Raw genomic sequence first — 21,823 nt, 5'->3', positions numbered from 1 at the left:
CCTCAGCGTTGCGCGGCCGGCGCCACGCCCATCATTTCCGCCATCAGCTCGATCTGTCCGGCCAGCATCGGCGCGCCGTAGTGCACCTTGCAGCCGCGCGCGCGCGCCGCCACCAGCAGCGGCGTGTCGGCCGGCTGCATGATGACCTCGCACACCAGTTGATCGGGCGTCAGCCGCGCCGCGTCCAGCGGCAGCGCGTCGTCCGGCTTCATGCCGAGCGAGGTGCCGTTGACCACCAGCTCATGGCCCGACGGATCGGCCGTGCCGACCGTGATGTCGGCCTCGGGATACAGCGACAGGATGCGCGCCTTCAGGTCCTCGGCCTTGGCCGGCGTGCGGTTGGCGATGGTCAGCCGCGACACGCCCGCCTGCGCCAGCGCGAAGCCGATGGCGTTGGCCGCGCCGCCGGCGCCGGCCAGATAGGCGCTCTTGCCCTCGGGCGCCACGCCGTGCGTGCGCAGGCCGCGCACGAAGCCCTCGCCGTCCAGCATGTGCGCCACCAGGCGGCCGTCGGCCTCGCGCCGCACCACGTTGGCCGCGCCGATCTTGCGCGCCACCGGCGTGGCCTCGTCGGCCAGGGCCAGGATCGCCGCCTTGTGCGGCATGGTGACGATCAGCCCGCCCAGGTTCTCCAGCCGGCGCAGTCCGGCCACCACCTCGGCCAGGTTGTCGGGCCGCGCATGGAACGGCACGCAGACGCCGTCAAAGCCGATGCGGGCGAAATGCTCGTTCATGCGCTGCGGGGTTTTGACGTGGTAGATCGGGTCGGCCAGGATGCCGAACAGGCGGGTGTTGCCGCTGATTTCCTTCATTGCTCTGTCTCCTTGTCGGGGCGCCGGCACCCGGCCCCCTTGAATGCTGGCACGCTCTATCGCGCGATGAGTTCGCGCGCCACCGCCTCGATGCCGGCGCCGTCGAGCTGGTAATGCGCGTACAGCGTGGTGGGCGGGGCGATCAGGCTGTATTCGTCATAGATGCCATGGCGCCGCAGCCGCGTGCCGCTGCCGGCATCGGCCAGCACCTCGGCCACCGCCGAGCCCAGGCCGCCCATCACATTGTGTTCTTCCACCGTCAGCAGGACGCGCGCCTGCCCCGCCGCCGCCAGCACCGCCTCGCGATCCAGCGGCTTGATGGTGGGCATGTCGATCACGCCCACCGACAGGCCGTCCTCGCGCAACCGCGCGGCGGCTTCCAGCGCCGCGTGCAACGTGATGCCGCAAGCGATGATATTCAGGTCGCTGCCGGTCGAATGGACGATGGCGCGGCCGAACGCGAACGGCGCGCCGTCCTCGTACACCTGCGGGTCGCGACCGCGCCCAATGCGGAAGTAGATTGGCTCGGGCCAGTCCACCGAGGCCTTGATGGCGGCGGCCAGCTGCGGCCCGTCGGCCGGCGACACCACGGTCAGGCCGGCGATGGCGCGCATGGTGGAGATGTCCTCGGTGGCGTGGTGCGAGGTGCCATAGAAACCCAGGCTGATGCCGGTGTGATGGCCGATCAGCCGCACCGGCAATTTGGTGTAGGCCACGTCCATGCGGATCTGCTCGCAACACAGCAGGCCCAGGAACGAGGCAAAGGTCGCCACGAACGGCATCGCGCCGGCGGTGGCCAGGCCGGCCGCGGCCGACACCATGTTCTGCTCGGAGATGCCGAACTGCACGTAGCGCTCGGGATAGGCCGTGGCAAAGCGGTTCAGGCCATTGGAATACTGCAGATCGGCCGAGCCGGCCACCACCGGATGCCCGGCCCGCGCCAGGTCGATCAGCGCGTCGGAAAGATACGACAGCCCGGGGTTCACCGCGTTCAGCGCGCGGTACTGCCAGGAATCGGGGGAAAGCGTCTGTGCCTGTGCCATTCAGATCTCGCGGGTCATGATTTCGTCGATGGCGGCCTGCGCGTCCTGCGGCGCCAGGTAGCCCAGATGCCAGCCGGGTTCGGTTTCCATGTAGGAAACGCCCTTGCCCTTGATGGTTCTGGCGATGACGCAGGCCGGCCGTTCGCGCGCCTCGTCCGCGCGCAGGCGCCGCAGCAACGCGGTCAGCGCCGCCAGGTCATGGCCGTCGACCTCGTGCACCTCCCAGCCAAAGGCCTGCCACTTGTCGCGCAGCGATTCCACGCCGATCACGTCGTCAACCTTGCCGTCGAGCTGGTAGCCGTTGCGGTCGATGATGGCCACCAGGCGCGACAGCCGGTGATGCGCCGCGAACAGCGCCGCCTCCCACACCTGCCCTTCCTGCATCTCGCCATCGCCCAGCATCACGAACACATTGAAATCGCGCCGGCTCATGCGGCCGCCCAGCGCCATGCCGGCGCCGTTGGACAGCGCGTGGCCGATGGAGCCGGAACTGAAATCGACGCCCGGCACCTTGGTCATGTCGGGATGATCGCCTAGAGGGCTGCCCAGGCGGGTATAGCCGTCCAGCAATTCATGCGGAATGAAGCCGTGGTCGGCCAGCACCGGAAACAGGCCCACGGCCGCATGGCCCTTGCCCATCAGGAAGCGGTCGCGGTCCGGCCAGGCCGGTTCGCCGGGCCGCAGCCGCATCACGTCGTAATACAGCGCGGCAAAGATCTCGGCGCACGAAAACACCGAACTGTAATGCCCGACCTTGGCAATCTCGATCAGCCGGATGGTCTCCAGGCGGATGTGGCGGGCCTTCTCCCGCAACCTCCGCAACTCGTCTTCAGTGGGATCTTCCCGGTCCTGGCGCATGGCGTCTCCTCCGCGCATTAGAATATATGATATATAATATACCCATCGCGCTTGAATTGGCCAGGGCGGGATAGAATTCAGCCGGGCGCCGTTTCACGGCTTCCGCCCATTCCATCGAACCCAAGCCTCGACCGTCATGCCCAGCCTTAAACCGGTAAAAAAAGAGAACCTCTCCGTCAAGGTCTACAACGAGATCCGCAATGCCCTGATCAACGGGCAGTACGAACCCGGAGAGCGCCTCATCATTGGCGAGCTGGCCCAGGAAATGGGCGTCTCGATCACGCCTGTGCGCGAGGCCATCTTCCGCCTCATCAGCGAGCAGGGCCTGGAAATGCAAGCCGCCACCGCGGTCTACGTGCCGTACGTGAATTCGGAAAAGCTGCGCGAAATCCAGCAGATCCGCTTCCACCTGGAAGGCATGGGCGCGGCCGAGGCCGCCAGAAACATCACGCGCAAGCAGCTGGACAACCTGATCGCGCTGCAGAAGGACTTCATCTCCTGCACCTCGACCGACCCCAAGCGCGCCAGCTACCTGAACCGCAAGTTCCACTTCGGCATCCTGGAAGCCAGCAACAAGCCCATCCTGCGCAACACCGTGGAATCGTTCTGGGTCATCACCGGCCCGATCCTCAAGGTGTTCCACGTCAAGACTGCCGGGCTGGACTATTCCGAGAACGAACACCGCCACGAAGCGGTGCTGGCGGCACTGGAAGCGCGCGACGCCGAAGCCGCAACCAAGGCGATCCAGGCCGACCTGGTGTGGGGCGGCAAGATCATGATCGACTGGCTGGTGGAACGCGAAAAAGAACTCGACTACCGCCCGCCCGGGCCTCGCAAATAGGAAGACTCGATGCTGAAGATTTTCGGCGCTCCCGGCCGCTACATCCAGGGAGCCGGCGCGCTCGACGCGCTGGGCGGATACGCCGCCCTGTTCGGCCGCCGCGCCGCCCTGGTCATCGACCGCTACGTGCAGGGCGTGCTGGGCCCGAGAATCGAGGCATTGTGCGAAGCGCACGGCGTGGCGCTGACGGCCCTGCCGGTCGAAGGCGACATCACGCCGGAATCGATCGCGGCGCTGCGCGCGCAGGCCGCGGCCGCCGCCATCGATATGGTGATCGCGGTGGGCGGCGGCAAGGCGCTGGACGCCGGCAAGGCGGTGGCCAAGGCCGAGCACTGCCACCTGGTCACGGTGCCCACGGTGGCCTCCAACGACGCCCCCACCAGCAAGAACTACGTGCTGTACGACGCCCATCACAACCTCCTGGCGGTCGAGCACATGCTGTTCAACCCCACCATCGTGCTGGTCGACACCGCCGTTATCGCCACCGCGCCGGCGGCATTCTTCCGCGCCGGCCTGGGTGACGCCATCTCCAAGAAATTCGAGGCCGAACAATGCGCCCGCAACGGCGGACGCAACATGTACGACGGCGCCCCGCCGCTGACCGCGCAGTTGATCGCCGACGGCTGCCTGCGCACGCTGCTGGCCGACGGCGCCGACGCGCTGGCCGCGGCCGGCAGCGGCCAGCCCACGCCCGCCTTCGAACGGGTGGTGGAAGCCATGATCCTGATGAGCGGCCTGGGCTTCGAAAGCGGCGGGCTGTCCATCGCCCACGCCCTGACGCGCGGCCTGCCGAAGATCGCCGGCCTGGCCAGCGCGCCCCACGGCCTGCAGGTGGCCGTCGGCCTGCTGGTGCAGCTCGACCTGGAGGCGCGCCAGGACGGCATGCTGGCCACCCTGACGCAGTGGTACCAACAGGTGGGGCTGCCGACCACGCTGGCGGCGCTGGGCGCGGCCGCGCCGTCCGACGCCGAACTGGCGCAGGCGGCCGAACTGACGCTGGCCGCGCGCCATGCCGCCAATTTCGATCGTCCGCTGGACATCAAGACCCTCGTCGCCGCCTTGCGCCGCCACGCCTGATCACCCGCGCGCCGCCCGGATTCGCCCCGGACCCAGCGCGCTTCAGACCGTGCGATGCGTTGCCGGGGTACCCCCTTGGGAACGCATCGCCAGCGCAATTGGCGAATGCTAGAACGCCACGTTGTCGCCGCCCTTCAGGCCCAGCTTGGCGCGGGCCTCGGCCGGCGTGGCCACTTCCAGATTCAGCGCCTCCAGAATGGTGCGGATGCGCTCGACCTGCGACCGGTTCGACTCGGCCAATTGGCCCGGCCCGATCCACAGCGAATCCTCCAGCCCCACCCGCACGTTCGAGCCCATGGCCGCGCCGATGGTGGCCAGCGGCATCTGGTTGCGGCCGGCGCCTAGGATCGACCATTCGTAGTCATTGCCGAACAGGCGGTCGGCGGTGCGCTTCATGTGCATCAGGTCTTCAGGGTGCGGGCCGATGCCGCCCAGGATGCCGAACACCGACTGGATGAACGGCGGCGACTTCACCAGCCCCCGGTCGACGAAGTGCGCCAGGTTGTACAGGTGGCTGATGTCGTAGCACTCGAACTCGAAGCGGGTGCCGTTGGCATTGCCCAGCTCCAGGATCGATTCGATGTCCTGGTAGGTGTTGCGGAAGATCAGCGAACGGCTGTTCTCCAGGTGCTCGCGCTCCCACTCGTGCTTGAAGTCCTGGAAGCGGCCCAGCATCGGAAACAGGCCGAAGTTCATCGAGCCCATGTTCAGCGACGCCAGCTCCGGCTTGAAGGTGGTGGCCGGCCGCATGCGCTCCTGCACCGTCATGTGCGGGCTGCCGCCGGTGGTGATGTTGATGATGGCGTCGGTCTCGGCCTTGATGCGCTTGAGGAACGGCTCGAACAGCGCCGGGTCCTGCGACGGCTTGCCGGTCTCGGGGTCGCGCGCGTGCAGGTGCAGCACGGCGGCGCCGGCACGGGCCGCGCCGATGGCGGCCTCGGCGATCTCGTCGGCCGTCACCGGCAGATGCGGCGACATGCTGGGGGTGTGGATGGCGCCCGTCACGGCGCAGGTGATCACGACTTTCTGTTTCGGCTTAGCCATTTTCGTCTCCGTTGTCTTGGTGTTGCTTGTGGCGCATCAGGCGCATCAGTTGTTCGTCGCGCCAGTAGCGGCGCGCCGTCAGGTCTTCGGCCGGCAGCAGGCCGCGCCGCTCGGCCGCCAGGGCCTCGACCAGCGCGCCGTCCCAGGGCACGGGTTCGCGCTGGCTGGCGCCGATGGATTGGTACAGCCCGCCGTAGCGCGCGCAGTAGTCGGCAAGGCCGCCGGGCGCGTTCAGGTCGATGGTCTCGAACGGCCCCATGAACGACCAGCGCAGGCCCAGGCCGTCCTTGACGGTGGTGTCGATGTCCTCGGCGCTGGCGATGCCGGCGGCGGCCAGGCGGAACGCCTCGTGCAGCAGCGCGCCCTGCAGGCGGTTGAGGATGAAACCCTCGATCTCGCGCCGCATCGTCACCGGCTTCTGGCCGATATCCAGCATGATGTCGCGCGCCGCCTGCATGGCGGCCTCGCTGGTCCAGGGCGCCGGGCACAGCTCCACCACCGGAATCAGGTAAGGCGGATTGACCGGATGCGCCACCAGGCAGCGCGCCCGGCCGGGCAGGTCTTCGGTGAATTCGCTGGCGGGCATGCTGGACGTGGAACTGCCGATGATGGCGTCGGGGTCGGCCGCCGCGTCCAATTGCGCGAACAGCTCGCGCTTCAGGTCGAGCCGCTCGGGCGAGTTCTCCTGGATGTAGCGGGCGCCGGCCAGCGCCTCGGGCAGGCTGGCGGCCACTTCGATGCGGGCGGCGGCCGCCGCCGCGTCGCGCAGCAGGCCGTGCGCCTGCAATGCATCCAGCTGGCGCCGGATCAGCGCGCCGGCCTCGGCCAACATGGCGGCGTTGACGTCGTACAGCCGCACCTGCCAGCCCTGGCGCGCGAACACGATGGCCCAGGCCTGGCCGATCAGGCCGGTGCCGATGATGGCGGCGCGGCGCCGCCGCGGATCGGCCGCCATCAGTAGAGCTTCTGCGTGAAGCCGTCCACCACGATGGCCTGCCCGGTGACGCTGCGGGCGGCCTCGCTGGCATTGAACAGCACCATGTTGGCGATGTCGCGCGCCGTGACCATGCGACCCAGCGCCGCCTGGTTCTCGTAGAGCGCGGCGATTTCCTCGACCGGCTTGTCCAGGGTCCTGGCCTTGGCCTCGATCACGGCACGGATGCGCGGCCCTTCGACCGCGCCTGGCAGGATGGCGTTGACGCGGATGCCGTGGCCGCCCAACTCGATCGCCAGCGACTTGGTAAAGCCAATCACCGCCCACTTGGACGCCGAATAGACCGAGCGCCCGGCAAAGCCCAGGTGGCCCGCGGCCGACGACAGGTTGATCATGACGCCGGCGCGCGACTGCTTGAGCAGGGGAATGGCCTGGCGCGCGCACAGGAACTGGCCGGTGATGTTGACCGCCAGGGTGCGGTCCCAGTCGGCCTTGGAAAGCGTCTCGACGAAACCGGTGGGGCCGGCCACGCCTGCGTTGTTGACCAGGATGTCGAGTCCGCCGAGCTGCTGACGCACGGCCTCGAACAGGGCCGCTACGCTGTCTTCATCCGACACATCCGCGTGCACCGCCCGCACGCCGGGCAACTCGGCCGGCAGGGCCGCCAGGCGGTCGCGATTGACGTCGCACACCAGCACCGCGGCCCCGGCCCGGTGGAACACCTGCGCCATTTCCAGGCCCAGCCCATCGGCGCCGGCGGTGACGAGCACCCTTTTGCCGGCGAAATCCACTTCCTCGAACATGCTCCTGTCTCCTGGTTTCTTCTGCTGAAACGTCTTTTGATCATATAGGATATATGATCTTACGGGGAGTTTTCTTGCCCGTTCGCAAGCCTGGAAAACATCTGAAAAACAGCATCCGCAGAGCGGAATTCAAGCTTTCCCGCAGCCCCAAACCGCCCCGAAACGCTTTATCCATGCGGTTTGAGGGAAATCCCCGATTCAGCCGGACGAGTCCGGCACTAGAATCCACAACGAGGTTTCCGTACCCCGCCGGCGCATATATCATATATTTTAAAAAAGACGGACGAGACAAAAGAAAGTCCGCCCCCATATCCACAAAGGAGCGTAGACAGTGTTCAAGATCAACAAATTCGCCATCGCGCTGGGCCTGTGCGGCGCCATGGCCAGCGGCACCGCGGCGGCCGACATGAAAGTGGGCGCCCTGTTCCCGTTCAGCGGCGCGCTCGCGCTGCTGGGACAAGAGAGCTACCGCGGTCTGGAACTGGCCGTCAACGAAATCAACGCGGCCGGCGGCATCAACGGCGAGAAGATCCAGATCATCAAGGCCGACGCGGTCGACCCGACCCAGGCCGTGTCCGAAACGAAACGCCTGATCTCGTCCGATGTGGTTGGCGTGTTCGGCAGCTACGCCTCCGGCATCTCGTACGCGGCTTCGCCCGTGACCGAACTGGCCGGCGTGCCCTACTTCGAACTGGGCGCCACCGCCCACAAGATCACCACGCGCGGCTACAAGTACCTGTTCCGCAGCAACCCCAATACCGGGCTGTACGGCGTGGCGGTGGTCAATGCGCTGCACGACATCATCGCGCCGGGCATGGGGCTGAACCCCAAGAACATCCGCATCGGCATCATCCACGAAGACGGCCCCTACGGCACCGACGTGGCCGCCACCGAGAAAAAGCGCGCCCAGGAACTCGGCTACACCGTGGCCGAAGTGCTGCCCTACTCGGCCAAGACGGTCGACCTGTCCTCGCTGATCCTGCGCCTGAAGGGCGCCAAGGTCGACGTGGTGCTGCAGACCGCGTACCAGAACGACGCCATCCTGTACTTCAGCCAGGCGCGCGCCGCCGGCTTCAAGCCCAAGGTGGTGATCGGCGCTGGCGGCGGCTACTCGCTGGCCGATACCGCCAAGGCCGTGGGCGCCGACATGAACGGCGTGTTCGACCTGGACTTCCCGCAGGCGTCCATCAACCCGGCCGGCGCGCCCGGCCTGGACAAGTTCCTGCAAGCCTACAAAGCCACCTACAAGAGCGACCCGCAATCGGGCCACAGCCTGACCAACTACGTCGGCGCCAAGGCCTTCTTCGAAGCCATCGCCAATGCCAAGTCGACCGACAAGGACAAGATCCGCGCGGCCGTGCTGGCCTACAAGAAACCCGCCGGCCAGACGGCCAATGGCTGGGGCTTCGACTTCGGCGAGGACGGCCAGAACAATGCCTCCTCCTTCTACGTGATGCAGTGGCAGGACGGCAAGCTGGTCACCATCGCCCCGGACAACCTCGCGCTCGGCAAGCCCGTCTTCAAGAAATAAAACGCCAGGGCCGGCGCGATGACGCCATCGCGCCGGCCGCGACGACTTGCCGGCAACCGGACGCTCGGGGGCGTCCGGCGTTTCACTGGGGCCCGCGGCTCCGGCCCCGCCCATGACGGCGCGGCGCCGGCGCCGGTCCCGCTCTAAGAGGTTGCACCATGGATATCTTCATACAACTGGTCATCAACGGCCTGTTGCTGGGCGGCGCCTACACCATCATCAGTCTGGGGCTGACACTGATCTTCGGCGTGGTCCGCGTCGTCAACTTCGCGCACGGCGAATTCCTGATGATCGGCATGTACCTGGTCTATCTGATCGCGGCGCAGTTCGGCGTGCATCCGTACATCGGCCTGGTGCCGGTGGCGGTCATCCTGTTCGCGCTGGGCGCGCTGACGCAGAAGGGCATCATCCAGCCGCTGCTCAACGCCGACCAGCACATCCAGATCTTCGCCACGGTGGGCGTGTCCACCATCCTGCTGAACCTGGCGCTGGTGATCTTCGGCGCCAACGTGTTCCGCGCCCCGGTGCAACTGGGCACCAGCGCCATCGACGTCGGCAACTACTCCATGGTCACCGGCCAGTTGGTCACCTTCGTGGTCGGCCTGAGCCTGGCCGTGCTGCTGCACCTGTTCATGCACCGCACCTACCTGGGCCGCGCGCTGCGGGCGGTGGCGCAGCACCGCTACGCCGCCACGCTGATGGGCGTGAACGTCAACAACGTCTACGCCATCGCCTTCGGCCTGGGAACCGCCTTCGTCGGCATCGCCGCGGGCCTGCTGGCGCCGCAGTATCCGGTGTTCCCGACGGTGGGCACGTATTTCGTGCTGACCGCCTTCGTGATCGTGGTGCTGGGCGGCCTGGGCAGCCTGTACGGCGCGGTGGCCGGGTCCATGATCATCGGCATCGTCGATACGCTGGCCGGCTACTACATCGCCCCCGACCTGAAAGAGGTCGTCTATTTCGGGATCTTCCTCTTGATCCTTGTCCTGCGTCCGACCGGCCTGTTCGGCGTCGGCACAGAGTGATCAGAGCCCCAAGGAGCGAGACGTGTTTCCCGACTTTCGAAGCCCCAAAGCCTACGTCAGCCTGATCCTGCTGATCGTCATGTTCATCGTGCCCGTCGTCGCCGGCACGCCATTCTGGACCAACCTGTTCGTCCTGCTGTTCGTCTTTTCCGCGCTGTCGGTGGCCTGGAACATCGTCGGCGGCTACGCCGGCCAGTTGTCGCTGGGCCATGCGGTGTTCTACGGCATCGGCGGCTACACCGCCACCCTGCTGACGCAGAACTTCGGCATCTCGCCGTGGTTCGGCATGCTGGCGGGCGCGGCCATTTCCGGGGCCGTGGCGATCCTGATCAGCTATCCCACGCTGCGCCTGCGCGGCCCGTTCTTCGCGCTGGCCACCATCGCCATCCTGGAAGTGGTGCGGCTGCTGGTGATCCACGAGGAAAGCTGGACCGGCGGCTCCAGCGGCATCAGCCTGCCGCTGAACATCGGCTGGACCTGGATCGTGTTCCGCGAAAAGATCAACTACGTGATCATCGCCTTCGGCCTGTTCCTGCTGGTGACCTGGGTCTCGTGGTACATCCGCAAGTCGCGCATCGGCCATTACCTGATCGCCATCCGCGAACGCGAGGACGCGGCGCTGGCGGTGGGCATCCACACGGTGCGCGTCAAGATCATCGCCGCGGTGGTGTCGGCCATGCTGACCAGCATCATCGGCACCTTCCACATCACCTACCTGACCTTCGTCGATCCCAGCTCGGCCTTCTCGCTGGAACTGTCGATCCAGGTGGCGATGTTCGCGCTGATCGGCGGCCTGGGCACGGTGGCCGGCCCCATCGCCGGCACCTTCCTGGTGCTGCCGATCGCCGAGCTGGCGCGCGGCTGGCTGTCGAGTGTCGGCAACGGCATGCACGGGCTGATCTACGGCCTGATCCTGGTGGCGGTGGTGCTGACCATCCCGCGCGGCCTGGCCGGCGCCTTCGGCCCGGCGATCGAGCGCGCGCTGGCGCGCCTGCCCTACCTGGGCACGCCGCGCGCCCGGCGCCAACTGGTGGAGGCGGCCCGCCCGACCGACGCGGCACGGCGCGAGCAGCCGGTGCTCAAGGCCGAGAACCTGTTCAAGAGCTTCGGCGGCCTGCGCGCCACCAATGACGTATCGCTCACGCTGAACCAGCACGAAATCCTGGGCATGATCGGCCCCAACGGCGCCGGCAAGACCACGGTGTTCAATCTGCTGTCCGGCTTCCTCTCGCCCGACAAAGGCGCGGTGTCGATGGTCGACGCCAAGGGCAACTGGGTCTCGTGCAGCACGCCGGACGAGTTCGCGCACCAGGGCCTGGGCCGCACCTTCCAGATCGCCAAGCCGTTCACCGGCCTGACGGTATTGGAGAACATCATGCTGGGCGCCTTCATCCACACCGCCGACCGCGAGGAGGCCGAGCAGATCGCGCTCAAGGTGGCCGAGGAAACCGACCTGCTCAAGTACCTTAACACCGAGGCCCGCAGCCTGACGGTGGGCGGCATGAAGCGGCTGGAGATCGCCCGCGCCCTGGCGATCCGGCCGCGCATCCTGCTGCTGGACGAGGTCATGGCGGGCCTGAACCCGACCGACATCGAGAAGTCGATCAAGATGATCCGCCGCATCCGCGATTCGGGCGTGTCGGTGCTGCTGATCGAGCACATGATGCAGGCCACCATGGCGCTGTCGGACCGCATCATCGTGCTGAACGAAGGCGCGGTGCTGGTGAGCGGCGCCCCCCAGGAGGTGGTCGAGAACCCCGCCGTCATCGAAGCCTATTTGGGCAAGGAGTACCAGGATGCTTAAGGTTTCGGATCTGTCGTCGGGCTACGGCAAGAGCCAGGTGCTCAACGGCCTGAACTTCGAGGTCAATGCGGGCGAGATCGTGACGCTGATCGGCGCCAACGGCGCCGGCAAGACCACCACCCTGAAGACGCTGTGCGGCGTGGTCGCCGCCACCGCCGGCCGGGTCGAGTTCGAGGGCCGCGACCTGACCAACCGCACGCCCTACGACATCGTCGACGCCGGGATCACCATGATTCCCGAGGGCCGCCAGTTGTTCCCCCACTTCACGGTGCGCGACAACCTGCTGATGGGCTCGTACAAGCGCGCCGCCCGCCCCATCGTGCAGCGCAAGCTGGAGGAAGTGCTGCAGATCTTCCCGCGGGTGCGCGAGCGCCTGGGGCAGTACGCCGGCTCGCTGTCCGGCGGCGAGCAGCAGATGGTGGCGATCGCGCGCGGCATGATGGCCGATCCCAAGCTGCTGGTGTTCGACGAGCCCTCGCTGGGCCTGTCGCCGCTGCTGGTGCAGCAGATGTTCGACATCATCCGCGACGTCACCTCGCACGGCGTCACGGTGCTGCTGGTGGAGCAGAACGTGTTCCGCACCCTGCGCCTGGCCGACCGCGGCTACGTGCTGGAAAACGGCGCCATCGTGCGCACCGGCACCGGCGCCGAGCTGCTGGCCGATCCCCATGTCAAGAAGGCCTATCTGGGCCATTGAAATCCGAAGGACCGCATTCATGTCTCTACGCTGCACATTCATCGACCACGGCACCGGCGGCGCGCCCGACTGCCTGCGCCTGGCCGAACGCGAGATGGCCGCGCCCGCCAGCCGCCAGGTGCTGATCGAGGTGGCCTACGCCGGCGTCAACCGCCCCGACGTGCTGCAACGCTCGGGCTCGTATCCGCCGCCGCCCGGCGCCTCGCCCTATCTTGGGCTGGAGGTCGCGGGCACCATCGTCGCCGTCGGTCCGGACGCCACCCGCTGGCAGGTCGGCGACCGGATCTGCGCATTGACGCCCGGCGGCGGCTATGCGCAGTACTGCCTGGCCGACGAGCGCCACTGCCTGCCGGTGCCGCGCGGCCTGGACCTGCTGTCGGCCGCCGCCATTCCGGAGAACTACTTCACCGTCTGGACCAACGTGTTCGAACGCGCCCGCCTCGCGGCCGGCGAGAAGTTCCTGGTGCACGGCGGCTCCAGCGGCATCGGCCTGACCGCGATCCAACTGGCGCGTGCCTTCGGCGCCGAGGTCTGGACCACCGTCGGCAACCAGGAAAAGGCCGAGGCCTGCCTGAAGGCCGGCGCGCACCACGCCGTGATCTACCGCGACACCGACTACGAGGCCGAGATCCGCCAGGCCACCGGCGGCCAGGGCGTGGACGTGATCCTGGACATGGTCGGCGGCGCCTACATCAACAAGAACATTCGCCTGCTGGCGGTCAATGGCCGGCTGGTGCAGATCGCCTTCCTGGAAGGCAGCAAGGCCGAGATCGACGCCCTGCCCATCATGACAAAGCGGCTGTCGTTCACCGGTTCCACCCTGCGTCCGCGTTCCGACGAAGACAAGGGCGCCATCGCCCAGGCGCTGGCCGACAAGGTGCTGCCGCTGATGGAACAGGGGCGCTGCCTGCCGCTGATCCACCAGGTGTTCCCGCTGGAACAAGCGGCCCAGGCCCACGCACTGATGGAAAGCAGCCGGCACATCGGCAAGATCATGCTGCAGGTAAAGCCATGAGCGCGCGCTTCCAGGGCCAGGTGGCCATCGTCACCGGCGCGGTCGGCGGCATCGGTTCGGCCATCGTCGAGGGCTTCCTGGCCGAAGGCGGCAAGGTCGGGCTGATCGACTTCAATTCGCAGGGCGGCCAGGCCTATGAGCAGGAACTGAAAAAACGCGGCCATGCCGTGACCTTCGTGCACGCGGACGTCTCGCATTTCGACCAATGCCAGGCCGCCTACGACCGCGTCACGCGCGACCTGGGCCCGGCCACCATCCTGGTCAACAATGTCGGCATCTCGCCCAAGACCGATGGCCGCGCGCTGAAGGTGTGGGAGATGACGCCGGGCGAATGGGACAAGGTGGTGGCGGTCAACCTGAACAGCGTGTTCTACATGACCCACCTGGCCACGCCGCACATGGTGCGCCAGCGCCAGGGGCGCGTGATCAACATGTCGTCGGTGGCCGGCAAGGCCTATTGCGACATCGTCGCCGCGCACTACGCCGCCACCAAGGCGGCGCTGCTGGGCCTGACGCGCCACTGGGCCGCGGAGCTGGGCGAGCACGACGTCACCGTCAACGGCCTGGCGCCGGGGCGCATCAGCACGCCGCTGCTGAAAAGCGTGCCCAGGGAGATCAACGACGCGGTGGCCGAGGTCACCGCGCTGCGCCGGCTCGGCACGCCCGAGGAAGTGGCCGACGCCTGCCTGTTCTTCGCTTCGGACCAGGCGCGGTTCGTGACCGGGCAGGTGCTGGACGTGGCCGGCGGCTGGCTGATGACCTAGACCGCCGGGGCGTTGCCTTTCCTGGCCTGCGCGGCGCCCGCCTGGCGGCGGGCATCCGCGCTCAGAAGTCCATGCTGGCGCTCAACGAGAAGGTGCGCGGGCCGCCCAGCACCAGGTAACCGTTGCCCGGGTAGCCGCCCACCGACGACCAGTAGTTGCGGTTGGCGATGTTCTCGACGCGGGCGCGCAGCGTCACCACGTGGCCGTCGACGTCCATCATGTAGCGCAGGCCGGCGTCGAAGCGGGTCCAGCCGGGCACCTTGAGGGTGTTGGCGTCGTCCGCATAGGAGGCGCCGGTGTAGACCACGCGCCCATCCACCGTCAGGCCCTGCACGCCGGGAATGTCCCATTCCGCGCCCAGGTTGGCCTGGAAGCGCGGCACACCGATGACCCGGTTGCCGTCGATGGCGCTGTTGCCGGTGGAACGCTGCTTGGCGTCCAGGAAGGTCATGCCGCCCAGCACGCGCACGCGGTTGACGGGTTCCCCGAACACGGTCAATTCGACGCCCTGGTGGCGGTCCTTGCCGGAGGCGGTGAATTCGTTGCTGGCGTTGTAGGCCGAACGCGGTTTGTCGGTGGAGAACAGCGCCAGGCCCGCGCCCAGGCCGCCGCCGTCGTACTTGACGCCGATTTCCTTCTGCTTGGACACGTACGGCTGCAGGCTCTGGCCGGCGTTGGGCACGGGTTTGCCGTTGGCGGTCTGCGGCGCCGTATCGCCTGCGACCAGGGCTTCGATGTAATTGGCGTACAACGACACGCTCGGCGTCATCTTGAAGACGATGCCGGCAGCGGGCGAATTGCGGCTGGCGTCATAGGCGCCGTTTTCCGTGCCGGTGTTGTAGGCGTAGCTGCGCGAGGACAGGCGCTGGTGGCGGATGCCCAGGGTCAATAGCACCTTGTCATCCAGGAACGACAGCGTGTCGCCGAACGCATAGCTGCTCAGGCGCGTGCGGCCCTGCAACGCAGGATCGTCCAGGTCGTTGCCGAACAGCGCCTTGGAACTGTAGGCCGGACGGTCGTAGCTGAGCGGGTCATAGATGTTGGTCGGGGAGGTGTTCAGGTAGTCCATGACGTACGCGTTCTTCTTCTTGAGATCAAAGAAAGACGCGGATACCACAAATTCATGGCCGACCGGACCGGTGCGCATCTTGGCGCGCAGACCCAGTTCGCCGGTGTTGACGCTGTCCTTGCGCGTATTGTCGAAGCGGTAGAAATTGCCGTCGCCGGTGCTGCCATTTGTCACGGTCACGTTGGCCAGCGAGTTGGCCTCGTCGCTGCGACGCATGCCGAAGGCGGCCCAGCCGGTCAGCTTGTCGCTGAAGTCGTGCTCGGCGCGCACCGTGCCGAACACATCACGCTCGTTCGAGTACGACCAGGGCTGGGCATAGTTGGCGCTGGCATCCGGCGCATCCGGCACGCTGGTCGCGCCGCGCAGCGTCACGTTCGGCCGCGCGCGCTTGAGCTTGTTCTCCTGCCAGCCGATATCGGCCGACAGGCGCGTGTCGGCCGAACGCCAGTCCAGGCCGAGCGACACCAGGCTGGTACGGGAATGTTCGTCGTCGATGCCGGTGCCGCCGCTGCGGTTGGCCACGTTCAGGCGGATGCCGGTGCTGTCGTCCGGGCCGAAGCGGCGCGCGATGTCGGACGACACCGAGAACTGGCCGCCGCTGGAGATGCCGGTGGTAAAGCGGGTGAGCGGCTCGTTGGGCGCGCGCTTGGGCACCAGGTTGATGGCGCCGCCGATGCCATCGCCCCCCGGCGAGGCGCCCGTCAGGAAAGCCGATGCCCCACGCAGCACCTCGACCCGCTCGAACAGCTCGGTGGCGATGTACTGGCGCGGCAGCAGGCTGTACAGACCGTTGTAGGCCACGTCGTCGGAACTGAGGATGAAGCCGCGGATGAAGTACGACTCCTGGAAATTGCCGAAGCCGCGCGCCACGCGCACACCCGAGTCGTTCTGCAGCACGTCGCCGACGCTGCGCGCCTGCTTGTCCTGGATCAGCTCGTTGGTATAGCTGGTGATGCTGAACGGCGTGCTCATGATGTCCTGCGTGCCCAGCACGCCCACCCGGCCGCCGCGCGCCACCTGGCCGCCCGCGTAGGGCTGGGCCAGGCCGCCGGCCGAGGCGTCGGCGCTGGCCTCGACCTTGATCGCATCCATCGAGACGACACCCGCGTCGTCGGCGGGCGCGGCGGATTGGGCATGGACGGCGTACGGCAGGGCCGCAACCACATAGGCGAGCATTCGGATTTTCATATCGGGATGTCAGTAGGCGGGCGCTTCGCGAGAAGCAGGGAATCGCAAAAATCCCGATGGGGTCACGCGCGGATAACGGCTTGCCACTCGAACTGCGGCGGAGCCGGACGGGGCCGGCCTTGTCGAGTCCGTTCACCAAAGGGTCTTGAGATCGTGCGGACTCGATTCTAGATAAAAGGAAATCATTATCATTGCGTCCCTGATATAGAAATCTATTATGTTGTCATCAGACAACATCCCTGCCCTCGCTTCTGACGCGTTGCAGTCAGCCCGGTGGCCCGGCTTCGCCGCGCAAGCGGCCGAATTGCCCCGCTTCGTAGGCCGCCACGGCCTGGGCGAGCGCACGCGTATCCGTCATGATGAAGGGACCGCGCTGGATCACCGGTTCGTCGATGGCGGGCCCGGCGACCAGGATGAAATGCACCGGCGCACAGGCCGCGAGCAACTGCAGCAGCCCTTCCCGATCCGCCATGGCCGTCAGCGCCGCGCCAGGCGGCAGGATGGCGAAATCGGGATCGATGGCGCGCCTGGCGGCGACCGGCCCGCGCGCTCGCGCGCGCAGGCGCGCCGCCGGCATCGGCAATGGCGTCGGCGGCGGACCCGGCGGCGGCGTGGCGTCGTGCCGGGCCCGCACGCCCATTTCCCCCCGCACGGCATACAGCCAGGCGTTCCACCCCGCCGGCAATGGCACCAGGCGCGACGCCCCCGGGCGCAGCCAGCCGTCAAGGATCAACAGCGGCTCAGGCGTTTCCAAAGGCGCGGCCCAGCCCTCGTAACAGCCGGCGGCCACCCGCACACGGCCGGCATCGCTCTGCAGCACCGGCATTTCCCAAGCCTTCACCAGCATGGCCGACGGCGGCAGCGATTTCAGCCGCTCGGGCAGATTGACGTACAACCGCAGGCCGTTGAGCCGCGCCGTGTCCACCAGTTCGTGGCCGTGCACCACCCCGCGGCCCGCCACCGTCCAATGCAGGTCGCCCGCCCGGGCCTCGTGCTCGTTGTCCAGGCTGTCGCGGATGCGCAGGCCGCCCAGCGTGTCCTCCAGCAAGAGCGTAACCGTCGACATGCCTGCGTGGGGATGCGGCGCGACGGCCGGCCCGGTCATGACGAAGTGGTCCACCAGGACCAGCGGCGACATGCCCTGGGGAAAATCGGTATATCGGAAATGCCGGTACGAACAGATGTCGCCCTCGGGTTCGAAGAATCGGGCCACGGGAGGGCTGAGGCGGATGGTCAAGGGTGTGCAGCCTGGTTTTGGGGTGGCGCAGAGCTTATGAGTTCCGCGCGCGGGACAGTAGAGGCCAATTTCAGGAATAATTGTCCTGAATTACAGGACAATCCCCAAAAGCTGGCCGCATGCACTCCTACATTCATCATCTCGACGACCTGCTGCTTTTCACCGAGGTGGTGGAAAAAGGCGGCTTTTCCGCCGCCGCCCGCGTGCTCAATATGCAACGTTCCAAGCTCAGCCGGCGCGTGGCCGAGCTGGAAGCGCGCCTGGGCCTGCGGTTGCTGCAACGCAACACCCGCCGGGTCTCGCTCACGCCCATGGGCGAACAGATTTACGTCCATGCCCTGGCGATGGCGCGCGAGGCCCGCAGCGCCTTCGACCTGGCGGCGGCGATGGGCGACACGCCCAGCGGCCTGCTGCGCATGACCGCGCCCTCCGCGCTGGCCGTGACCCTGCTTGGCGAACTGGTGGCGCGCTTCTGCCTGAAGCATCCCGGCGTGCGGGTACTGCTGGACACCCGCGACCAGATCATCGACCTGGTGGGCGAAGGCTACGACCTGGCCTTCCGCGCCCAGGGCGCCTCACTCACCGATTCGCGACTGGTGGCGCGCGAACTGGCGCCGATCCCGCAGACCCTGGTGGCGGCCCCGGAGATCGCCCGGGCCGCGCCGCGCCATCCGCGCGAACTGAGCGCGTTGCCGCTGCTGGCCCATGCCACCCAGGACAGCCCGCAAAGCTGGCATTTCACCGGCCCCGCGGGTGAAGCCGAGTCGCTCGAATTCCGCCCCCGCTGCCTCAGCAGCAACCTGGCGGCGCTGCGCGAGATGGCGCGCGCCGGCCTGGGCGTGGCGCTGCTGCCCCACTATCTGTGCGCCGGCGCTTTGGCCGAAGGCGGCCTGGTCCAGTTGCTGCCGGCCTGGCAGACCGCCCGGGCCCGCATCTATGCGGTCATCCCGGCGCGCCGCGGCGCGCCGCTGGCCTTGCGGCGCTTTCTGGATTTCGCCGCGGCGGAAATGCCGGCATTGCTGGCCTGATCCGGCGTCCTGCCCGGCCATGCGCCTGTAGGACTTCTTTGTTAAAACCCGGGGGGCTTGCAGGGACGACGCGCGTGCGCCAAAGTAAGGCGTTGCGCGCTTACCGTGCAACCGCCGCCGGGCGCGGGGCGGAACTTTGACGCGCCCCTTGAGTCTTATATAAGATATAAGACACGAATCGCGCCCGCGCCGCCGTCACCCGGAATGACAAACGCGCCGAAACGCCTGAAAATGCCGGCTTTACGCGGGCAAAACCACGGAGTCCATCATGCCGCACAACACCCTCGATACACTCAAGAATTTCAAGATCGGCAACAAGTCCTGTCAGTACTATTCGCTGCCGGCGCTGGGCAAGTCCCTGGGCATCGACGTGCAGCGGCTGCCGGTCTCCATCCGCATCGTGCTGGAATCCGTGCTGCGCAACTGCGACGGCAAGAAGGTCACCGAGGAACACGTGCGCCAACTCGCCAACTGGCAGGCCAACGCCAAGCGCGAAGATGAAATCCCGTTCGTGGTGGCGCGCGTGGTGCTGCAGGACTTCACCGGCGTGCCGCTGCTGGCGGACATCGCCGCCATGCGCTCGGTGGCCGACAAGATGGGCAAGAGCCCCAAGAGCATCGAGCCGCTGGTGCCGGTCGACCTGGTGGTGGACCACTCGGTCATGATCGACTACTTCGGCACCAAGAATGCGCTGGACCTGAACATGAAGCTGGAATTCAAGCGCAACCAGGAGCGCTACCAGTTCATGAAGTGGGGCATGCAGGCCTTCGACACCTTCGGCGTGGTGCCCCCGGGCTTCGGCATCGTCCACCAGGTCAACCTGGAATACCTGGCGCGCGGCGTGCACCAGGACAAGAAGAACAACGTCTACTACCCGGATTCGCTGGTGGGCACCGACAGCCACACCACCATGATCAACGGCATCGGCGTGGTCGGCTGGGGCGTGGGCGGCATCGAGGCCGAGGCCGGCATGCTGGGCCAGCCGGTGTACTTCCTGACCCCCGACGTGGTGGGCGTGGAACTCAAGGGCAAACTGCGCGGCGGCGTCACCGCCACCGACCTGGTGCTGACCATCACCGAAATGCTGCGCCGTGAAAAAGTGGTCGGCAAGTTCGTCGAGTTCTGTGGCGAAGGCACGGCCAGCCTGTCCGTGGCCGAACGCGCCACCATCGGCAACATGGCGCCCGAGTACGGCGCCACCATGGGCTTCTTCCCGGTCGACGGCCGCACCATCGACTACTTCCGCGGCACCGGCCGCACCGAAGCCGAAATCGCCGCCTTCGAGGCCTACTTCAAGGCCCAGGGCATGTTCGGCGTGCCCGCCGCCCAGGACATCAACTACACCAAGCTGCTGACGCTGGACCTGTCCACCGTGGCGCCGTCGCTGGCCGGCCCCAAGCGCCCCCAGGACCGCATCGAGATCGGCAACGTCAAGAGCACCTTCATCGACCTGTTCTCCAAGCCGGTCGCCGAGAACGGCTTCAACCAGCCGGCCGAGAAGCTGCAGCAGACCTTCACCACCAGCGCCGGCACCCAGGTCAAGAACGGCGACATCCTGATCGCCGCCATCACCTCCTGCACCAACACCTCCAACCCCAGCGTGCTGCTGGCGGCGGGCCTGCTGGCCAAGAAGGCCGTGGAAGCCGGCCTGAAGGTGCCCAAGCACATCAAGACCTCGCTGGCCCCCGGATCGCGCGTGGTCACCGAATACCTGACCAAGACCGGCCTGCTGCCCTACCTGGAAAAGCTGGGCTTCGACGTGGCCGCCTACGGTTGCACCACCTGCATCGGCAACGCCGGCGACCTGACGCCCGACCTGAACGAGGTCATCACCAGCAATGACCTGGTGTGCTCGGCGGTGCTGTCCGGCAACCGCAACTTCGAGGCGCGCATCCACCCGAACATCAAGGCCAACTTCCTGGCCTCGCCGCCGCTGGTGGTGGCCTACGCCCTGGCCGGCACCGTGACGCGCGACCTGATGACCGAACCGGTCGGCCGCGGCAAGAACGGCGACATCTGGCTGGGCGACATCTGGCCGACCACCGAGGAAGTGGAGGCGCTGCTCAAGTACGCGCTGGACCCCAAGGCCTTCGAGGCCAACTACGGCCAGGTCAAGAGCAACCCCGGCAAGCTGTGGGAGAACATCAAGGGCGTCAAGGGCGACACCTACAACTGGCCCGATTCCACCTACATCGCCGAGCCGCCGTTCTTCGAAGGCTTCGGCATGACGCCGGGCGCCATGCCGACCGTCAAGAACGCGCGCGCGCTGGGCGTGTTCGGCGACTCGGTCACCACCGACCACATCTCGCCGGCCGGCTCCATCAAGGAAACCTCGCCCGCGGGCAAATGGCTCAAGGAACACGGCGTCATGAAGGCCGATTTCAACAGCTACGGCTCGCGCCGCGGCAACCATGAAATCATGATGCGCGGCACCTTCGCCAACGTGCGCATCAAGAACCTGATGATCCCGGCGCTTCCTGACGGCAGCCGCTTCGAGGGCGGCGAGACCCTGTTCCAGCCCACCGGCGAACAGATGTCGATCTACGACGCGGCCATGAAGTACGTGGCGGCCGGTACCCCCACCGTGGTGTTCGGCGGCGAAGAATACGGCACCGGCTCGTCGCGCGACTGGGCCGCCAAGGGCACCCAACTGCTGGGCGTCAAGGCCGTCATCGCGCGCAGCTTCGAGCGCATCCACCGCAGCAACCTGGTGGGCATGGGCGTGCTGCCACTGCAGTTCAAGGGCAGCGACAGCGTGCAGTCGCTGGGCATCACCGGCGAGGAAACCTACGACATCTCGGGCCTGGAAAGCGGCATCAAGCCGATGCAGGACGTGACGCTGACGATCACCCGCAAGGATGGCTCCAAGCAGGACGTGACGCTGCTGCTGCGCATCGACACCCCGATCGAGGTCGACTACTACCAGCACGGCGGCATCCTGCCCTTCGTGCTGCGCCAATTGCTGGCCGCGTAACGCGCCGGCCGCCAAGGCAAAGCCCCTGGAACCGCGAGGTTCCAGGGGCTTTTTCATCGCCGAGCCGCCTCAAGATGAA

At 67.1% G+C, this 21,823-nt stretch carries 18 protein-coding genes; 10 read left to right on the top strand and 8 right to left on the bottom strand.

Annotated features, from left to right (window positions below; genetic code table 11):
- Window positions 1–2: 2 nt before the first annotated feature.
- From AC6LKG_RS19435 to AC6LKG_RS19425, 3 genes are read right to left on the bottom strand one after another with little or no spacing between them, the layout of a single operon-like run.
- On the bottom strand, window positions 3–812 hold the full coding sequence (locus AC6LKG_RS19435; protein ID WP_498167043.1) for a shikimate dehydrogenase family protein: 810 nt from the start codon (window positions 810–812) through the stop codon (window positions 3–5).
- Between the two features lie 56 nt (window positions 813–868).
- Window positions 869–1,855 carry a transketolase family protein gene (locus tag AC6LKG_RS19430; RefSeq protein WP_498167042.1) on the bottom strand — a complete coding sequence of 329 codons (987 nt, stop codon included), beginning with the start codon at window positions 1,853–1,855 and terminating at the stop codon, window positions 869–871.
- A complete protein-coding gene (locus AC6LKG_RS19425; RefSeq protein ID WP_498167040.1) occupies window positions 1,856–2,713 on the bottom strand; it encodes a transketolase in 858 nt (285 codons plus the stop codon). It abuts the gene before it with no gap.
- Between the two features lie 136 nt (window positions 2,714–2,849).
- Here AC6LKG_RS19425 and AC6LKG_RS19420 point away from each other — a divergent pair, with 136 nt between their 5' ends.
- Together AC6LKG_RS19420 and AC6LKG_RS19415 are read left to right on the top strand one after the other, a co-directional pair.
- Window positions 2,850–3,554: a GntR family transcriptional regulator gene (locus AC6LKG_RS19420; RefSeq protein ID WP_498167038.1), complete on the top strand. Its 705-nt coding sequence runs from the start codon at window positions 2,850–2,852 to the stop codon at window positions 3,552–3,554.
- A 9-nt stretch (window positions 3,555–3,563) separates the two neighbouring features.
- The gene (locus AC6LKG_RS19415; RefSeq protein WP_498167036.1) at window positions 3,564–4,631 is read left to right on the top strand and encodes an iron-containing alcohol dehydrogenase; all 1,068 of its coding nucleotides are present in this window, start codon (window positions 3,564–3,566) and stop codon (window positions 4,629–4,631) included.
- Window positions 4,632–4,739: 108 nt separating this feature from the next.
- Here AC6LKG_RS19415 and kce read toward each other — a convergent pair whose 3' ends face one another.
- From kce to AC6LKG_RS19400, 3 genes are read right to left on the bottom strand one after another with little or no spacing between them, the layout of a single operon-like run.
- A complete protein-coding gene (gene kce, locus AC6LKG_RS19410; protein ID WP_498167034.1) occupies window positions 4,740–5,675 on the bottom strand; it encodes a 3,5-dioxohexanoate:acetyl-CoA acetone transferase in 936 nt (311 codons plus the stop codon).
- Window positions 5,668–6,630 carry a 3-hydroxyacyl-CoA dehydrogenase gene (locus AC6LKG_RS19405; RefSeq protein ID WP_498167032.1) on the bottom strand — a complete coding sequence of 321 codons (963 nt, stop codon included), beginning with the start codon at window positions 6,628–6,630 and terminating at the stop codon, window positions 5,668–5,670. Before AC6LKG_RS19405 ends, kce begins: the two co-directional genes overlap by 8 nt.
- Window positions 6,630–7,412, bottom strand: coding sequence for an SDR family oxidoreductase (locus AC6LKG_RS19400; protein ID WP_498167030.1), 783 nt, complete (start codon window positions 7,410–7,412; stop codon window positions 6,630–6,632). The genes AC6LKG_RS19405 and AC6LKG_RS19400 overlap by 1 nt, the downstream gene beginning before the upstream one ends.
- 331 nt (window positions 7,413–7,743) lie before the next feature.
- On the opposite strand from AC6LKG_RS19400, the gene AC6LKG_RS19395 reads away from it, so the two are divergent.
- From AC6LKG_RS19395 to AC6LKG_RS19370, 6 genes are all read left to right on the top strand, one after another.
- Window positions 7,744–8,943 carry an ABC transporter substrate-binding protein gene (locus AC6LKG_RS19395; protein ID WP_498167028.1) on the top strand — a complete coding sequence of 400 codons (1,200 nt, stop codon included), beginning with the start codon at window positions 7,744–7,746 and terminating at the stop codon, window positions 8,941–8,943.
- A gap of 158 nt (window positions 8,944–9,101) precedes the next feature.
- Window positions 9,102–9,968: a branched-chain amino acid ABC transporter permease gene (locus AC6LKG_RS19390; RefSeq protein ID WP_006390231.1), complete on the top strand. Its 867-nt coding sequence runs from the start codon at window positions 9,102–9,104 to the stop codon at window positions 9,966–9,968.
- Between the two features lie 22 nt (window positions 9,969–9,990).
- A complete protein-coding gene (locus AC6LKG_RS19385; protein ID WP_498167026.1) occupies window positions 9,991–11,772 on the top strand; it encodes a branched-chain amino acid ABC transporter ATP-binding protein/permease in 1,782 nt (593 codons plus the stop codon).
- Window positions 11,765–12,469 (top strand): ABC transporter ATP-binding protein, encoded by a 705-nt coding sequence (locus AC6LKG_RS19380; RefSeq protein WP_020928777.1) that lies wholly within the window; start codon window positions 11,765–11,767, stop codon window positions 12,467–12,469. The genes AC6LKG_RS19385 and AC6LKG_RS19380 overlap by 8 nt, the downstream gene beginning before the upstream one ends.
- Before the next feature lie 19 nt (window positions 12,470–12,488).
- Window positions 12,489–13,484 carry an NAD(P)H-quinone oxidoreductase gene (locus AC6LKG_RS19375; RefSeq protein ID WP_498167022.1) on the top strand — a complete coding sequence of 332 codons (996 nt, stop codon included), beginning with the start codon at window positions 12,489–12,491 and terminating at the stop codon, window positions 13,482–13,484.
- Entirely contained in the window at window positions 13,481–14,248 is a 768-nt protein-coding gene (locus AC6LKG_RS19370) for an SDR family oxidoreductase (RefSeq protein ID WP_498167019.1), read from the top strand. Before AC6LKG_RS19375 ends, AC6LKG_RS19370 begins: the two co-directional genes overlap by 4 nt.
- Before the next feature lie 61 nt (window positions 14,249–14,309).
- On the opposite strand, the gene AC6LKG_RS19365 is transcribed toward AC6LKG_RS19370, so the two are convergent.
- Complete coding sequence (locus AC6LKG_RS19365; protein WP_498167016.1) at window positions 14,310–16,505, bottom strand: TonB-dependent receptor; 2,196 nt, start codon at window positions 16,503–16,505, stop codon at window positions 14,310–14,312.
- A 265-nt stretch (window positions 16,506–16,770) separates the two neighbouring features.
- Window positions 16,771–17,742, bottom strand: a complete 972-nt coding sequence (locus AC6LKG_RS19360; protein ID WP_498167013.1) for a pirin family protein — start codon at window positions 17,740–17,742, stop codon at window positions 16,771–16,773.
- 119 nt (window positions 17,743–17,861) lie between these two features.
- Between AC6LKG_RS19360 and AC6LKG_RS19355 the strand changes: the two genes are divergently transcribed.
- A complete protein-coding gene (locus AC6LKG_RS19355) occupies window positions 17,862–18,770 on the top strand; it encodes a LysR substrate-binding domain-containing protein (protein ID WP_498167012.1) in 909 nt (302 codons plus the stop codon).
- 268 nt (window positions 18,771–19,038) lie between these two features.
- A complete protein-coding gene (gene acnA, locus AC6LKG_RS19350) occupies window positions 19,039–21,744 on the top strand; it encodes an aconitate hydratase AcnA (RefSeq protein ID WP_498167011.1) in 2,706 nt (901 codons plus the stop codon).
- Window positions 21,745–21,823 lie beyond the last annotated feature (79 nt).

The sequence above is a fragment of the Achromobacter sp. 46006 genome, assembly GCF_059761975.1.
The sequence above is the reverse complement of the archived record's forward strand: the minus strand, read 5'-3'. Positions and strand labels throughout refer to the sequence as shown.

Coding starts and splice junctions, on each gene's coding strand:
- AC6LKG_RS19435 (WP_498167043.1), bottom strand. CDS start 812: ATGAAGGAAATCAGCGGCAACACCCGCCTGTTCGGCATCCTGGCCGAC.
- AC6LKG_RS19430 (WP_498167042.1), bottom strand. CDS start 1,855: ATGGCACAGGCACAGACGCTTTCCCCCGATTCCTGGCAGTACCGCGCG.
- AC6LKG_RS19425 (WP_498167040.1), bottom strand. CDS start 2,713: ATGCGCCAGGACCGGGAAGATCCCACTGAAGACGAGTTGCGGAGGTTG.
- AC6LKG_RS19420 (WP_498167038.1), top strand. CDS start 2,850: ATGCCCAGCCTTAAACCGGTAAAAAAAGAGAACCTCTCCGTCAAGGTC.
- AC6LKG_RS19415 (WP_498167036.1), top strand. CDS start 3,564: ATGCTGAAGATTTTCGGCGCTCCCGGCCGCTACATCCAGGGAGCCGGC.
- kce (WP_498167034.1), bottom strand. CDS start 5,675: ATGGCTAAGCCGAAACAGAAAGTCGTGATCACCTGCGCCGTGACGGGC.
- AC6LKG_RS19405 (WP_498167032.1), bottom strand. CDS start 6,630: ATGGCGGCCGATCCGCGGCGGCGCCGCGCCGCCATCATCGGCACCGGC.
- AC6LKG_RS19400 (WP_498167030.1), bottom strand. CDS start 7,412: ATGTTCGAGGAAGTGGATTTCGCCGGCAAAAGGGTGCTCGTCACCGCC.
- AC6LKG_RS19390 (WP_006390231.1), top strand. CDS start 9,102: ATGGATATCTTCATACAACTGGTCATCAACGGCCTGTTGCTGGGCGGC.
- AC6LKG_RS19380 (WP_020928777.1), top strand. CDS start 11,765: ATGCTTAAGGTTTCGGATCTGTCGTCGGGCTACGGCAAGAGCCAGGTG.
- AC6LKG_RS19375 (WP_498167022.1), top strand. CDS start 12,489: ATGTCTCTACGCTGCACATTCATCGACCACGGCACCGGCGGCGCGCCC.
- AC6LKG_RS19370 (WP_498167019.1), top strand. CDS start 13,481: ATGAGCGCGCGCTTCCAGGGCCAGGTGGCCATCGTCACCGGCGCGGTC.
- AC6LKG_RS19365 (WP_498167016.1), bottom strand. CDS start 16,505: ATGAAAATCCGAATGCTCGCCTATGTGGTTGCGGCCCTGCCGTACGCC.
- AC6LKG_RS19355 (WP_498167012.1), top strand. CDS start 17,862: ATGCACTCCTACATTCATCATCTCGACGACCTGCTGCTTTTCACCGAG.
- acnA (WP_498167011.1), top strand. CDS start 19,039: ATGCCGCACAACACCCTCGATACACTCAAGAATTTCAAGATCGGCAAC.